Source organism: Streptomyces sp. NPDC047049 (assembly GCF_040643995.1).
GTDB lineage: Bacteria > Actinomycetota > Actinomycetes > Streptomycetales > Streptomycetaceae > Streptomyces > Streptomyces mooreae.
Map to the genome: position 1 here is coordinate 77,630 of NZ_JBEYVM010000007.1, position 14,312 is coordinate 91,941.

General features: G+C 70.4%; 13 protein-coding genes. 8 read left to right on the forward strand and 5 right to left on the reverse strand.

Annotated features, from left to right (window positions below; translation table 11 throughout):
• Positions 1-7: 7 nt before the first annotated feature.
• Both ABZ851_RS18335 and ABZ851_RS18340 read right to left on the reverse strand, forming a co-directional pair.
• The gene (locus ABZ851_RS18335) at positions 8-1,255 is read right to left on the reverse strand and encodes a spermidine/putrescine ABC transporter substrate-binding protein (RefSeq protein ID WP_361128409.1); all 1,248 of its coding nucleotides are present in this window, start codon (positions 1,253-1,255) and stop codon (positions 8-10) included.
• A gap of 107 nt (positions 1,256-1,362) precedes the next feature.
• On the reverse strand, positions 1,363-2,880 hold the full coding sequence (locus ABZ851_RS18340) for a gamma-aminobutyraldehyde dehydrogenase (RefSeq protein ID WP_361128412.1): 1,518 nt from the start codon (positions 2,878-2,880) through the stop codon (positions 1,363-1,365).
• A 199-nt stretch (positions 2,881-3,079) separates the two neighbouring features.
• On the opposite strand from ABZ851_RS18340, the gene ABZ851_RS18345 reads away from it, so the two are divergent.
• Positions 3,080-3,703 (forward strand): NADAR family protein, encoded by a 624-nt coding sequence (locus tag ABZ851_RS18345; RefSeq protein WP_361128415.1) that lies wholly within the window; start codon positions 3,080-3,082, stop codon positions 3,701-3,703.
• A gap of 215 nt (positions 3,704-3,918) precedes the next feature.
• Positions 3,919-4,941, forward strand: a complete 1,023-nt coding sequence (locus ABZ851_RS18350; RefSeq protein WP_336051793.1) for an adenosine deaminase — start codon at positions 3,919-3,921, stop codon at positions 4,939-4,941.
• A 110-nt stretch (positions 4,942-5,051) separates the two neighbouring features.
• Here the strand turns inward: ABZ851_RS18350 and ABZ851_RS18355 are convergent, their stop codons facing one another.
• Positions 5,052-6,233, reverse strand: a complete 1,182-nt coding sequence (locus ABZ851_RS18355; protein ID WP_361128419.1) for a spermidine/putrescine ABC transporter substrate-binding protein — start codon at positions 6,231-6,233, stop codon at positions 5,052-5,054.
• Between the two features lie 172 nt (positions 6,234-6,405).
• Complete coding sequence (locus ABZ851_RS18360) at positions 6,406-7,860, reverse strand: gamma-aminobutyraldehyde dehydrogenase (protein ID WP_350254357.1); 1,455 nt, start codon at positions 7,858-7,860, stop codon at positions 6,406-6,408.
• A 177-nt stretch (positions 7,861-8,037) separates the two neighbouring features.
• Between ABZ851_RS18360 and ABZ851_RS18365 the strand changes: the two genes are divergently transcribed.
• The 4 genes from ABZ851_RS18365 to ABZ851_RS18380 all read left to right on the forward strand — a co-directional run bounded on the left by ABZ851_RS18365 (position 8,038) and on the right by ABZ851_RS18380 (position 11,990).
• On the forward strand, positions 8,038-8,523 hold the full coding sequence (locus ABZ851_RS18365) for an Lrp/AsnC family transcriptional regulator (RefSeq protein WP_336051795.1): 486 nt from the start codon (positions 8,038-8,040) through the stop codon (positions 8,521-8,523).
• A gap of 2 nt (positions 8,524-8,525) precedes the next feature.
• Positions 8,526-9,887: an aspartate aminotransferase family protein gene (locus ABZ851_RS18370; protein ID WP_311625302.1), complete on the forward strand. Its 1,362-nt coding sequence runs from the start codon at positions 8,526-8,528 to the stop codon at positions 9,885-9,887.
• A 214-nt stretch (positions 9,888-10,101) separates the two neighbouring features.
• Positions 10,102-10,842 carry an ATP-binding cassette domain-containing protein gene (locus ABZ851_RS18375; protein ID WP_361128424.1) on the forward strand — a complete coding sequence of 247 codons (741 nt, stop codon included), beginning with the start codon at positions 10,102-10,104 and terminating at the stop codon, positions 10,840-10,842.
• Positions 10,824-11,990 (forward strand): hypothetical protein, encoded by a 1,167-nt coding sequence (locus tag ABZ851_RS18380; protein ID WP_361128427.1) that lies wholly within the window; start codon positions 10,824-10,826, stop codon positions 11,988-11,990. Before ABZ851_RS18375 ends, ABZ851_RS18380 begins: the two co-directional genes overlap by 19 nt.
• A gap of 148 nt (positions 11,991-12,138) precedes the next feature.
• Here ABZ851_RS18380 and ABZ851_RS18385 read toward each other — a convergent pair whose 3' ends face one another.
• Positions 12,139-12,579: a RidA family protein gene (locus ABZ851_RS18385; RefSeq protein WP_361128430.1), complete on the reverse strand. Its 441-nt coding sequence runs from the start codon at positions 12,577-12,579 to the stop codon at positions 12,139-12,141.
• 117 nt (positions 12,580-12,696) lie between these two features.
• On the opposite strand from ABZ851_RS18385, the gene ABZ851_RS18390 reads away from it, so the two are divergent.
• Entirely contained in the window at positions 12,697-13,104 is a 408-nt protein-coding gene (locus tag ABZ851_RS18390; RefSeq protein WP_361128433.1) for a MarR family transcriptional regulator, read from the forward strand.
• 10 nt (positions 13,105-13,114) lie between these two features.
• Positions 13,115-14,269 (forward strand): Rossmann fold nucleotide-binding protein, encoded by a 1,155-nt coding sequence (locus ABZ851_RS18395; RefSeq protein WP_361128436.1) that lies wholly within the window; start codon positions 13,115-13,117, stop codon positions 14,267-14,269.
• Positions 14,270-14,312: the final 43 nt, after the last annotated feature.

Consider the following 14,312-nt stretch of genomic DNA (forward strand, 5'->3'; position numbering starts at 1 on the left):
GGGGGTGTCAGGCGCCGGTGAGGTCGGAGAACTTCTGGGCGAACTCCTTGTTCTCCTTGGCGCTCAGGGCACGGAAGGAGTGGGAGCGGGCCGCCATCTCCTTGTCCGGAAGGATCAGCGGGTTGTCCGCCGCCTTCTTGTCGATCTTGGCGAGTTCGTCGCGCACACCGTCGACGGGGCAGGCGTAGTTGATGTACGCCGCGAGCCGGGCCGCCGCCTTCGGCTCGTAGAAGTAGTCGATGAGCCGTTCGGCGTTCTGCTTGTGGCGGGCCTTGTTCGGCACCATGAGGTTGTCGGTGGACACCATGTAGCCGGTCTTGGGGACGGCGTAGGCGATGTCCGGGTTGTCGTTCTGGAGCTGGACGATGTCGCCCGCCCAGGCCACACAGGCGGCCAGGTCGCCCTTGTCCAGGTCGTTGGTGTAGTCGTTGCCGGTGAAGCGGCGGATCTGCTTGGAGTCGACGCCTTTCTGGAGCCGGGCGAGGGCCGCGTCGTAGTCGTCCGCGGTGACGTCCTCGGGCCGCTTGCCCATGTCCAGCAGGGTCAGGCCGATGCTGTCGCGCATCTCGGAGAGGAAGCCGACCCGGCCCTTGAGCTTCGGGTCCTCCAGCAGCTGGCTGATGGAGTCGACCTTCTTCCCGCCGGTGGCCTTCTTGTTGTACGCGATGATCGCCGGGATGCCCTGCCAGACGTAGGAGTGCGCGCGGCCCGGGTCCCAGGCGGGGTCGCGGTACTGCGCCGAGAGGTTGGCGTAGGCGTGCGGCAGGTTGGCCGGGTCGAGCTGCTGGATCCAGCCGAGGGAGATCATGCGTGCGCACATCCAGTCGGTGAGCACGATCAGATCGCGGCCGGTGTCCTGGCCGGCCGCGAGCTGGGCCTGGATCTTGCCGAAGAATTCGTCGTTGTCGTTGATGTCCTCGGTGTACTTGACGGCGATGCCGGTGCGCCGGGTGAAGCGGTCCAGCGTCGGCCGGTGCTTGCCGTCCTCGCTGACGTCCATGTACTCGGTCCAGTTGGAGAAGTTGAGGCGCTTCTCCGCCCTGGAGTGGTCCTCGGAGCGGCCGGCGTCCGTACGGCCCGCGGGCGGGATTCCGCAGGACGCCAGGGCGCCGAGGCCGCCGACCGCGGCCGCCATGGCGCCGCCCGCGCGCAGCAGGGAGCGGCGGGTCATGGCGAGCCGGCCGTCGGTCGCACTGCGGTGCATGGCGGTGAGTTCGGCCGCGGACAGGGGTTCGGGCTGCTCGTGGTGCTCCATGCGCGGTGCCCTTTCAGGGGATGAGCCCGGCGCTCGGCCGGTGGTGACGAGGCCCGCGGCGCCGGCCGCAGGAAAAAGGGCCACAGGGGCCCGGGGCGGAGCGTCCCTTACGGACGGTCCCCGAAGACCGTGCGGTGCCAGTCCTTGCGCGCCACCGCGGTGTTGTCGTACATGACGTGCTTGACCTGCGTGTACTCCTCGAAGGAGTAGGCCGACATGTCCTTGCCGAAGCCGGAGGCCTTGGCCCCGCCGTGCGGCATCTCGCTGATGATCGGGATGTGGTCGTTGACCCAGACACAGCCCGCGTTGATCTCACGGGTGGCCCGTCCGGTGCGGTAGACGTCCCGGCTCCAGGCGGAGGCGGCCAGCCCGTAGGGGGTGTCGTTGGCCAGCGCGATGCCCTCGTCGTCGCTGTCGAAGGGCAGCACGACCAGCACCGGACCGAAGATCTCGGACTGCACGATCTCGCTGTCCTGGGCGGCCCCGGCGATCAGAGTGGGCCGGTAGTACGCACCCTTGGCCAGCTCCCCCTGGGGCGCCTCGCCGCCGGTGACGACGGTGGCGTACCCGCGCGCCCGCTGGACGAAGCCGGCCACCCGGTCGCGCTGGGCGTGCGAGATCAGCGGGCCCAGGTCGGTGGCCGGGTCGAAGGGGTCGCCGAGCCGTACGGTCGCCATCAGATCCGCGACGCCGCTGACGAAGGCGTCGTAGAGCGGGCGCTGGACGTAGGCGCGGGTGGCGGCGGTGCAGTCCTGGCCGGTGTTGATCAGCGCGCCGGCGACCGCTCCGTGGACGGCGGCCTCCAGGTCCGCGTCGTCGAAGACGACGAAGGGGGCCTTGCCGCCGAGTTCGAGATGCAGCCGCTTGACGGTGCCGGTGGCGATCTCGGCGACCCGCTTGCCGACGCCGGTCGAGCCGGTGAAGGAGGTCATCGCCACGGAGCGGTGGCCCACCAGGTGCTCACCGGCGTCCCTGCCCGCCCCGGAGACGATGTTGATGACGCCGTCCGGCAGCCCCGCGCGCTGGGCGGCCTGGGCGAACAGCAGCGAGGTGAAGGGGGTGATCTCGGCGGGCTTGAGGACGATGGTGTTGCCCGCGGCGATGGCCGGCAGCACCTTCCAGGCGGCCATCTGCAGCGGATAGTTCCACGGGGCGATGGAGCCGACGACGCCGATGGGTTCGCGGCGGATGACGGAGGTGTGATCGGCGCTGTATTCGCCGGCCGCCTTGCCTTCCAGATGACGGGCGGCGCCCGCGAAGAACGCGGCGTTGTCGACCGAACCCGGTACGTCGAACTCCTTGCTGAGCTTGAGCGGCTTTCCGCAGTTCAGCGATTCGGCGCAGGCGAGGTCGGCGGCGTCCTCGGCGAGCGCGGCCGCGAAGCGGTGCAGCGCGTCGGAGCGCTCGCCCGGCGTGGCACCGCCCCACTCGGCGAACGCCTGCCGCGCGGCCTGCACGGCGGCGTCGACATCCGTCGTACCTGCGAGTTCATAGGAGTACACCGTCTCGCCTGTCGCCGGGTCCACGACGGCCTGGGTAGTGCCGGAACTGCCGCTCCGGAGACTTCCTGCGATGAATTGGGCGCCCGCGGCGAACCGCTCGGTGGCATCGAATCGGTGATCCATGGTGTTCTCCTCCGCCGGGCACCGAGGCCGCTCAGCGGCATGCCTGGCGTAGCTATTTCCGGAATCGATGGCCGATCTTGACAGAGCAGAAGGGTCTCAACAAGGGATTCCGTTGTTGCCTTTTGGTTACGCGACGAATTCTGCGATTCTTGCCGTACAAGCCCGACACGTTGTCAGTGCCCGCTGACAGAATCCCGGCATGATGCACGACGACACGGGGATCACCACGGGGAAGGCTGCCGGACGCGTCGCGGACGGGCCGCGCTCGGTCGAGGAACTGTGCCGCGCCACCGCCGCCGGCGAGCGCGTCAAGTACGTCCACTTCTGGGGGCACAGCCCCCGGCGCGACGGCAGCCTCGGCGCGAGCTGCTTCAGCCAGTGGTGGCCCTCCCCCTTCACCGTCGACGGGGTCCGGTACGCCACCGCCGAGCACTGGATGATGGCCGGCAAGGCCCGGCTGTTCGACGACGCGGAGGCGGAGCGGCGCGTGCTCGCGGCGGGGCACCCCAAGCAGGCCAAGGACGCCGGGCGCCGGGTCCGCGGCTTCGACGAGGAGACCTGGCGGCACCACCGCTTCGGCCTGGTCGTCGAGGGCAGTGTCCATAAATTCGGCCAGGACGCCGCGCTGCGGGATTTCCTGCTGGGCACGAACTCCCGGGTGCTGGTGGAGGCCAGCCCCATGGACCGCGTCTGGGGCATCGGCCTCGCCGCCGACGACGAACGGGCCGCGGACCCGGCCCGCTGGCGGGGGCTGAATCTGCTGGGCTTCGCGCTGATGGAGGCGCGGCAGACGGTGCGGGAGCGGGACGGGCCGCAGCCGTAGGCAGGGCTTCCGTCGCGAAGCCGTGAGCCGGGCTTGGGGGGCCGGGGTCCGCGGGGGTCAGGGCCTCGCAGGGGCCGGTCCTCCCGGGGGCAGGGTTTCCCGGCGGCCGGGCGCGAGGCCCGTCCGCAACCTGCACCCCGCGGCCGCCCGCGCCCCGCTTAGCATGACGGGGGCCTCTCCGCGCACCGCGCGCATCCCTTGACCAGGAGGAACCGTTGTCCGATCTCGATGCCTTCATCGCGGGCCTGCCCAAGGCGGAGCTGCACGTCCACCACGTCGGATCGGCGTCACCGCGCATCGTCGCCGAGCTGGCGGCGCGGCACCCCGACTCCGCCGTCCCCACCGACCCCGAAGCGCTGGTCGACTTCTTCACCTTCCGCGACTTCGCGCACTTCATCGAGGTCTACCTCTCCGTCGTGGACCTGATCCGCGACGCCGAGGACGTCCGGCTGCTGACCTACGAGGTCGCCCGGGACATGGCCCGCCAGCACATCCGCTACGCCGAACTGACCGTCACCCCCTTCAGCTCGACCAGCCGCGGCATCCCGGACGCCGCCTTCGTCGAGGCCATCGAGGACGCCCGCAAGGCGGCGGAGTCGGAGCTGGGCGTGGTGCTGCGCTGGTGCTTCGACATCCCCGGTGAGGCGGGGCTGGAGTCCGCCGAGGAGACCGCCCGTATCGCCTGCGACCTGCAGCCCGAGGGCCTGGTCTCGTTCGGGCTCGGCGGCCCCGAGATCGGCGTCGCCCGCCCGCAGTTCAAGCCGTACTTCGACCGCGCCATCGCCGCCGGTCTGCACTCCGTACCGCACGCCGGGGAGACCACGGGCCCCGGCACGATCTGGGACGCGCTCACCGACCTCCGCGCCGAGCGCATCGGCCACGGCACCAGCGCCCCCCAGGACCCGGCGCTGCTCGCCCATCTCGCCGAGCACCGCATCCCGCTGGAGGTCTGCCCCACCTCCAACGTCGCCACCCGCGCGGTGCGCACCCTGGAGGAGCACCCGCTCAAGGAGATGGTCGACGCGGGCCTGCTGGTCACGATCAACAGCGACGACCCGCCGATGTTCGGTACGGACCTCAACACCGAATACGGCGTAGCCGCCCGGCTGCTGGGCCTGGACGCCGAGGGCGTGGCCGGCCTCGCCCGGAACGCCGTCACCGCCTCCTTCATGGACACCGCCGCCAAGACGCGGCTGACGGCCGAGATCGACAGCTACACGGCGGCGTGGCGCGGCTAGCCACAACGGCGGGGGACGGGACGGCACGGGGGGACACGGCATGCGGGTACCCGGCACAGGGCCGCCCCTGTGCCGGGTACTCCCGACAACGCCTGCACCCCCTGCACCCCCTACAACCCCACGATCCCGTTCCACTCCTTGGCGAAGGCGGGCCGCTCCTTGGACGTGATGTCGCGGGCGATGGCCAGCCGCCGGCGCATCGCGTCATCGGGGAAGATCAGCGGATCCTCGGCGAGCGCGGCGCGCTCCTTGTCCTTGGACGAGGCCAGCACCTCGCGTGCGGCCGGTACGGGACAGACGTAGTTGACCCAGGCGGCCAGCTCCGCGGCGACCTCCGGCCGGTAGTAGTAGTCGATCAGCCGCTCGGCATTGCGCTTGTGCTCCGCGAGGTTGGGGATCAGCAGGCTCTCCGCCCAGAGCTCGGCGCCCTCCTGCGGCACCACGAACTCGATGTCCGGGTTGTCCGCCTGGAGCTGGATCACATCGCCCGAGTAGGCCTGGGCGGCGAGCACATCGCCGGAGTCCAGGTCCTTGATGTAGTCGTTGCCGGTGAACCGCCTGATGTGGCCCTTGCTCACCAGGCGCCGCAGGCGGTCGGTCATCCGGTAGAAGTCATCGGCCTTCCAGCGGGTGATGTCCACCCCGTCGCCCTGCATCAGCAGCGCGAACGACTCGTCGAGCCCGGAGAGCAGGGTGACCCGGCCGCGCAGATCGTCCTTCCACAGGTCGGCGGTGTGCTTGATCTCCCGGCCGAGCTTCTTGCGGTTGTAGGCGATGCCGGTGATCCCGGACTGCCAGGGCACGGAGTGCGTACGGCCCGGGTCGAAGTGCGGGGCGCGCAGCAGCGGATCGAGGTGCGCGGCGACCTGCGGCTGGGCCGCCCGGTCCATCTTCTGGACCCACCCCAGCCGTACGAACCGGGCGCACATCCAGTCGCTGATGACGATCAGGTCCCGGCCGGTGCTCTGGTGGTTCATCAGCGCGGGGCTGATCTTGCCGAAGAACTCGTCGTTGTCGTTGATCTCCTCGGTGTACGTCACGGAGATCCCGGTGTGCCGCTCGAAGGCGTCAAGGGTGGGCCGGCGCTGCTTGTGCCGGTCGTCGACGTCGATGTAGAGGGGCCAGTTCGCGAAGACGAGCTTGCGGTCGCGTGCCGACCGGTCCGCTCCCCGGCGGTCCGCCTCCTTGACGTATGCGGGCGGCACCCCGCAGCCCGTCATGGCGGCCAGCGCCCCCGTCACACCCGTTCCGCCCATACCCCGGAGCAGCGCACGCCGCGAAAGATCAGCCATGGCGTGCACTCTCACGTGCCGCGGGCGGAGGCGGCAAGAGACAGAGCGTCCATTGCCAAGCCTCCGCCCGCGACGGTGTGTCGAGCGTTCCGGGCCGCCCGACGGTGCGGGCCCCCGGATCAGCCGGCCGGACCGGCCGGCCGGTTCAGCCGGACCTGCCGGACCTGCCGGATCAGCCGTCCAGCGAGGTCATCACGTGCTTGATGCGGGTGTAGTCGTCGAAGCCGTAGGCCGAGAGGTCCTTGCCGTAGCCGGACTTCTTGAATCCGCCGTGCGGCATCTCGGCGACCAGCGGGATGTGGGTGTTGATCCACACACAGCCGAAGTCGAGGGTCTTGGACATCCGCATGGCACGGGCGTGGTCCTTGGTCCACACCGAGGACGCGAGCGCGTACTCGACGCCGTTGGCCCACTGGACCGCCTGCTTCTCGTCGGAGAAGGACTGGACGGTGATGACCGGGCCGAAGACCTCGTGCTGGACGATCTCGTCGTCCTGCTTGAGGCCCGAGATGACGGTCGGGGCGAAGAAGTAACCCTTGTCGCCGACCTGTTCGCCGCCCGCCTCGATCTTGGCGTGCGCGGGCAGCCGCTCGATGAAGCCCTTGACCTGCTTCAGCTGGTTGGCGTTGTTCAGCGGGCCGTAGAGCACGTCCTCGTCGTCGACCGCGCCGGTCTTGGTCTCCGCGGCGGCCTTGGCCAGCGCGGCGACGAACTCGTCGTGGATGGACTCGTGGACGAGGACCCGGGTGGCGGCCGTACAGTCCTGGCCGGCGTTGAAGTACCCGGCCACCGAGATGTCCTCGACGGCCTTGGGGATGTCGGTGTCCTCGAAGACGACGACCGGCGCCTTGCCGCCCAGCTCCAGGTGGACCCGCTTGAGGTCCTTGGAGGCGGACTCGGCGACCTGCATACCGGCGCGCACGGAGCCGGTGATCGAGGCCATCGCGGGGACCTTGTGCTCGACCATCAGGCGGCCGGTCTCGCGGTCACCGCAGATGACGTTGAACACGCCGCGGGAGTGGCCCAGTTCGTCCAGCACGCTGCCGATGATGTCGGCGATCAGCACCGTGGAGGCCGGGGTGGTGTCCGACGGCTTGATAACGACGGTGTTGCCCGCGGCCAGCGCCGGGGCGAACTTCCACACGGCCATCATCATCGGGTAGTTCCACGGCGCGACCTGGGCGCAGACGCCGACCGGCTCGCGGCGGATGATGGAGGTGAAGCCGTCCATGTACTCGCCGGACGCGCGGCCCTCCAGCATCCGGGCGGCACCCGCGAAGAAGCGGATCTGGTCCACCATCGGCGGGATTTCCTCGGACCGTACGAGCGCGATCGGCTTGCCGCAGTTCTCGGACTCGGCGGCGATCAGCTCCTCCGCCCGCTCCTCGAAGCGGTCGGCGATCTTGAGCAGGACCTTCTGGCGCTCGGCGGGGATCAGGTCGCGCCAGGCGGGGAAGGCAGCCTCGGCGGCGGCCATGGCCGCGTCCACGTCGGCGGCGGCCGAGAGAGGGGCGGTGGCGTACGCCTCACCCGTGGCGGGATTGACCACCTCCGTGGTCCGCCCGTCGGCGGCGTCCCGGAACTCCCCGTCGATGTAGTTGCGCAGACGACGCAGTGCGGTGGTCACTGTGCGCCCCCTTCAGTCAGATATCCGGTGATGTGGCTCCACCCTAGCCATGGAACCCACGTTTTCGACACACCCGCCACTCGGTAACAACGGAATCAGTGAAATTTAGATCGCGACACGACTAATTTCATCGTCCGGGGGTTGCACGACAGACGAGGCTCGTGCACAGTGAACGACGTGGCGCCCTCCCGAAACAGTCCTGACAGAACCGGAACCCCGTCGATCGACTCCGTCTCCCTGGCGATCATCGAGCAGCTCCAGGAGGACGGGCGCCGGCCGTACGCGGCGATCGGCAAGGCCGTCGGCCTGTCCGAAGCGGCGGTACGCCAGCGCGTACAGAAACTGCTCGACCAAGGCGTGATGCAGATCGTCGCGGTCACCGACCCCCTCACGGTCGGTTTCCGCCGGCAGGCAATGGTCGGTATCAACGTCGAAGGTGACCTCGACCCCGTGGCCGACGCCCTGACGACCATGGAAGAGGTCGAGTACGTCGTCATGACGGCAGGCTCCTTCGATCTCCTCATCGAGATCGTCTGCGAGGACGACGACCACCTTCTGGAAATGATCAACAAGCGGATCCGCACGCTTCCCGGCGTCCGATCCACCGAGAGCTTCGTGTACCTCAAGCTCCGGAAGCAGACCTACACCTGGGGAACGAGATAACGATGAGCGGCGACCTCTCCAAGACGGCCTACGACCACCTGTGGATGCACTTCACCCGCATGTCGTCGTACGAGAATGCCCCCGTGCCCACGATCGTGCGCGGTGAGGGCACCAACATCTACGACGACAAGGGCAAGCGCTACATCGACGGTCTGGCCGGCCTCTTCGTGGTCAACGCCGGGCACGGCCGGGTCGAGCTCGCCGAGACCGCCTACAAGCAGGCCCAGGAGCTGGCCTTCTTCCCCGTGTGGTCCTACGCCCACCCCAAGGCCGTGGAGCTTGCCGAGCGCCTTGCCCACCACGCCCCGGGCGACCTCAACAAGGTCTTCTTCACCACCGGTGGCGGCGAGGCCGTCGAGACCGCCTGGAAGCTGGCCAAGCAGTACTTCAAGCTCACCGGCAAGCCGATGAAGCACAAGGTCATATCCCGCGCGGTGGCCTACCACGGCACCCCGCAGGGCGCCCTGTCCATCACCGGTCTGCCCGGCCTGAAGGCCCCCTTCGAGCCGCTGGTCCCCGGCGCGCACAAGGTGCCGAACACCAACATCTACCGCGCCCCGATCCACGGCGACGACCCCGAGGCCTTCGGCCGCTGGGCCGCCGACCAGATCGAGCAGCAGATCCTTTTCGAGGGCCCCGAGACCGTCGCCGCGGTCTTCCTGGAGCCGGTGCAGAACGCCGGCGGCTGCTTCCCGCCGCCCCCCGGCTACTTCCAGCGGGTCCGCGAGATCTGCGACCAGTACGACGTCCTGCTCGTCTCCGACGAGGTCATCTGCGCCTTCGGCCGCCTCGGCACGACGTTCGCCTGTGACAAGTTCGGCTACGTCCCGGACATGATCACCTGCGCCAAGGGCATGACCTCGGGCTACTCCCCGATCGGCGCCTGCATCATCTCCGACCGCCTGGCCGAGCCGTTCTACAAGGGCGACAACACCTTCCTGCACGGCTACACCTTCGGCGGCCACCCGGTCTCCGCGGCCGTCGGCGTCGCCAACCTCGACATCTTCGAGCGCGAGGGCCTCAACCAGCACGTCCTCGACAACGAGGGCAACTTCCTGAGCACCCTGCAGAAGCTGCACGACCTGCCGATCGTCGGCGACGTCCGCGGCAACGGCTTCTTCTACGGCATCGAGCTCGTCAAGGACAAGGTCACCAAGGAGTCCTTCAACGAGGAGGAGACCGAGCGCGTCCTGTACGGCTTCCTCTCCAAGGCGCTGTACGACAACGGTCTCTACTGCCGCGCCGACGACCGTGGCGACCCGGTCATCCAGCTCGCCCCGCCGCTGATCGCGGACCAGCCGGTCTTCGACGAGATCGAGCAGATCCTGCGCACCGTCCTCACCGAGGCCTGGGCCAAGCTCTGACCCTCGCGTCACCTCCTGGGGCGCTCAGCCACAACTGAACATCCAGCGGCTCAGATTCACTCACTTCAAGCCATACGAGTGAATCTGGGCCGTTGTGCTGCCAAGCCACGAATACCGGGGGTCACCAGTCTTTACCGTGCTAGTGACCGATACCCTCCATGGTCGTTCACCCGGTCGGGGGAACGATTCGACGCCTACAACAAGAGGTGCGCAGATGGTGGCCCCGCCTGACAACGACGTTCTCTGGGCCCGCGGCCTGCACCACGCGCACGGCGGCACCTCGGCCCTCGCCGGAGTCTCCGTCGGCGTCCGCGAAGGCGAGATCCTCGCCGTCACCGGCCCGCGCGGCAGTGGCAAGACCACCCTTCTGAAATGTCTCTCCGGTCAACTCGTCCCGTCCGAGGGCGAGGTCTGGTTCAACGGCGCCTCCGTGCACACCCTCTCCTCCCCCAGCCGCGAACGGCTGCGTCTGGACCGGTTCGGCTGGATCGACACCGAACCGCATCTCGTACCCGAACTCACCGCCTGGGAGAACGCCGCCCTCCCCCTCCTTCTCCGCGGCACCGGCACCCGCTCCGCCAAGCACACCGCCGTCGAATGGCTGGACCGCCTCGATGTCGGCATGTGCGCGAACCGCCGTCCGGCGCGGCTCGACCAGTCCCAGCGCCAGCGCATCGCCATCGCCCGGGCACTGGCCACCACCCCCCAGGTGCTGTTCGCCGACGAGCCGACCGCCCCCCTGCACCGCTCCGACGGCACCCAGGTGCTGCGCACCCTGACCACCGCGGCCCGCTCGCACCAGATCACCGTCGTCCTGGCGACCCACGACCCCGAGGTCGCCACGCTCGCCGACCGGTCGCTGGCGCTCCTCGACGGCCGCCAGTCCGGCGCCGCGGCCGAGGCCGCCGGTTCCTCCGATGAGGAAAGCAGGGCAGCGTGCTCGCTCTCCGTCTAGCCCGCGGCTCTCACCCCCTCGTCCTGCTGCGCCGCCTCTGCGTCGCCGCCGCGGCGGCCGGCACCGGCTTCCTGCTGCTCTCCACCGTCGGCCACGCCGCCGGCCATCCGTCCGCGGCCGACGAGTCACTGGTACGCCTGCTGTGGTGCACGGCCCCGCTCGCCGCCACCGCCCAGTTCGCCGTGTCCACGGCCCGCACGGATCCCGCCGCCCGCCTCCAGCGCGGTATGACCGCCGCCGGCCTGGGCCCGCTCCGCCTCACCCTGCTCGCCACGGTCTCCACCGCGCTGACCTGTGTGCTCGGTGTCCTCGCCGCGCTGCTCGCCTTCCTCCGTCTCCGCGGCGACCTCGGTGGCCCGACCGCCGTCCCTCTCTTCGGCGCCGACCTGCTCGGCGCCGGCCATCCGGTACCGCTCCTCGGCGCCCTCATGCTGCTGGCCACCGTGCCGCTGACCGCCGCGGCGGCCACCGCCGTCGCCCTGCGCCCCCGCCACGAGGCCGGCGCCTCCGGGGACGAGAGCCGCCCCACGATCGCCCCGCCCTCCGGTCTCCCGTGGGGCATCGCCCTGGCCGCGGCCGGCCTGGCGATCGAGGCGTACACCAGCCGCACTCCCGGCGCCCACAGCGGGCTGCTGCCCCTCCCCGGCCGGCTGATCGGCAGCCCGCCGGGCGTCCTGGCCGGCTGGGCACTGTCGGCCTTCGGCCTGGTGCTGGCAGGACCCGGGCTGGTGCATCTGTGCGGCCGGCTCCTCTGCGCCGGCCGGCCCGGCGCCCTGCGCCTGCTGTCCGGGCGGGTCCTGCAGGAGGAGTCGCACCGCCTCGGGCGTCCGCTCGGCGTCCTGTGCGCGGCCGGCTCCGCCGCGTACGCCGCGGTGAAGGTGTACGAAGCCTCGTCCTCCCATCCTTTCGGGCCGCTCACCGCCGTGGGCGCAGCGGTCGTGCTCGCCTGTGTCACCGCCAGCGCGCTCACCGCCGCGGTGGAATCCCGCTCGGCCCGCGCCCACACCACGGCGGCCCTCCGCCGCCTGGGTGCCTCCGCCTCCGTCCTCTACCGGGCAGCGGCCCTGCGCGCCCTGGCACTTGTGATCGTCCTGGCTCCGCTGACCTGGACCGTCGCGGAGATGGCCACGCTTCCGCTCGTGCACTGAGGAGGCGGGCGGACCGGGGAAGGCCGGCGCGCCGACGGCGCGACGGCTCCCGCCCCGCCTCCGCCCGCGCCCCCCCTCTCACCCGGCCCGGCCCGGCCCGGACCCGCCGGCCGTGCCGCTGCCCCGCGCCGGAAGGTGACGCTCGCCCTCAGCGGGCAAGGGCCGTGGCCTCGACTTCTATCCGCCAGTCCGGCCGGGCCAGGGACGACACTTCCAGGAGGGTGTCCGCGGGGTAAGGCTCGGTCAGGAACTCCTGGCGCAGGGCGATGACATGGCCGAGGCCGGCAGCCATGTCCGTCACGAAGATGCCCACTTTCACCACGTCCGCGAGCGAGGAGCCCGCCGCCGCGAGCACGCGCTCGACGTTCGCGAACGCCTGCCGGCCCTGGGCCAGGAAATCCCCGGACACCGTCCGCCCCTGCGCGTCGATGCCGGCCTGTCCCGACACATGGATCAGTCCGCCCGCCCTGATGGCCTGTGAGATGCGGTACGGCGCGTACCAGTCCGGTGTCGTGGCGATCCGTTCGATCTCCGGCCGGTCCGGTGCCCCGGCCGCGCCCTCCGCCGGCTCCGGCATCGTCGTCGTCATGGCTCTCCCCCTCAGTTCCATGCACCTGCATCACTTGCATGCGCATGCATTAGTTTCCGCTGCATGTACCCTGCTGTCAAGGGCCCGTCGGCACACGGCAGAAGAAGGCGGAGAGCGATGGACGCGGAGCACTGGGACCGGCTCGGAGCACTGCACACACGCGTCGAGCAGGAGTTGGCGAAGGCCCTGCAGCAGCACCACGGCATCGGGCTGTCCGAGTACCGCGCCCTCGCCAGGCTGGCCCACGCGGACGACGGCGAGCTGCGCATGCAGGAGCTCGCCGACCTCATCGGCCTCAACCAGAGCTCCGTGAGCCGCCTGGCCTCCCGCCTGGAGTCGTCCGGCCTGACCCGCCGCGACCTGTGCCCCGACGACCGGCGCGGGGTATACAGCGTGATCACGGATGAGGGCCGGGACGTCCACGCGCAGGCGCGTCCGACCTACGACGGCGCACTGCGCGCCGCGCTCGACGCGGCGGCCGCGGACGGGCACCTCGGTCCTCTGGTGGCGTCGCTGCGGTCCTAACATGACGGGCGTGTCGAATGCAGAGTCTTCAGCGTCCCGCCGCTTCCCGGCCCACGACGACAACCGCGACCACGAAATCGAATCCCTCGCCGAGTTCGACCGGGTGGTCACCGCCGGCAGTCTCGCCGGACACCGCGTCCAGTCGGTCGACCTGACGGACCGTACGTTCGCGCTGCTCAGCACGGACACCACGGAGTCGGTGTTCCTCGGCTGCGTCATGGAGCCGGACGCCGCCGCCAAGATACGGGCCGGGGGCTCCCTGGTCTTCCCGCCCGTACCGGACCTGCCGTTCGACCCCTACCGTGGCAGCCTGTACGGCCCGGACGAACTCTTCGCGCGGCTGGCCGAGGCCGGCTACGACGCCACCCCGGACGCCCGCGCGTACCACTGGTACCAGGAGACCAAGTCGGACGGCGACATCTTCGCCTCGATGCTGCGCAGCATCCACGACGACGCCGTCTCGGACGCCCTCGACGAACACCTCGCCGGCGCACAGGTGGTGGGCATCATGGGCGGCCACGCCCTGCGGCGCGATGGAGCGGACTACGCGGGCGCGGCCCGGCTCGGCCGCCGGCTCACCCGGGACGGCCTGACCGTCGCGACGGGCGGCGGCCCCGGCGCGATGGAGGCGGCGAACCTCGGGGCGTACACCGCGCCCTTCGAGGACGGCATGCTCGACGCGGCGCTGGAACGTCTCGCCAAGGCACCGCACTTCACCGAGTCGATCACCGAGTGGGCGCGGGCCGCCTTCGGCATCCGGCACGACCGGCCGGGCGGCGGGGTCTCGGTCGGCATTCCCACCTGGTTCTACGGCCATGAGCCGCCGAACGTCTTCGCGACCCACATAGCGAAGTACTTCGTCAACGCGGTACGCGAGGACGGCCTGCTGGCGCGCTCCAACGCGGGCGTGGTCTTCCTCCCGGGCGCGGCCGGGACCGTACAGGAGATCTTCGACAACGCGACGCCCAACTACTACGGGTCACGGGGCGAGCCGACCCCGATGGTGCTGGTGAACCGCGAGCACTGGACCGAGACGCTTCCCACCTGGCCACTGCTCCAGGCACTCGCGGCGGACCGTCCCATGGCGGCCAGGATCGCCCTGGTCGACTCGGTGGACGAAGCTCCCGAGGCACTGTCCCGCCTCCGGTCCGAGGTCGTTTCCTGACCCACCGGCGGTCCTTCGCCCGCGCCGTGCCGTACCGGGGGAT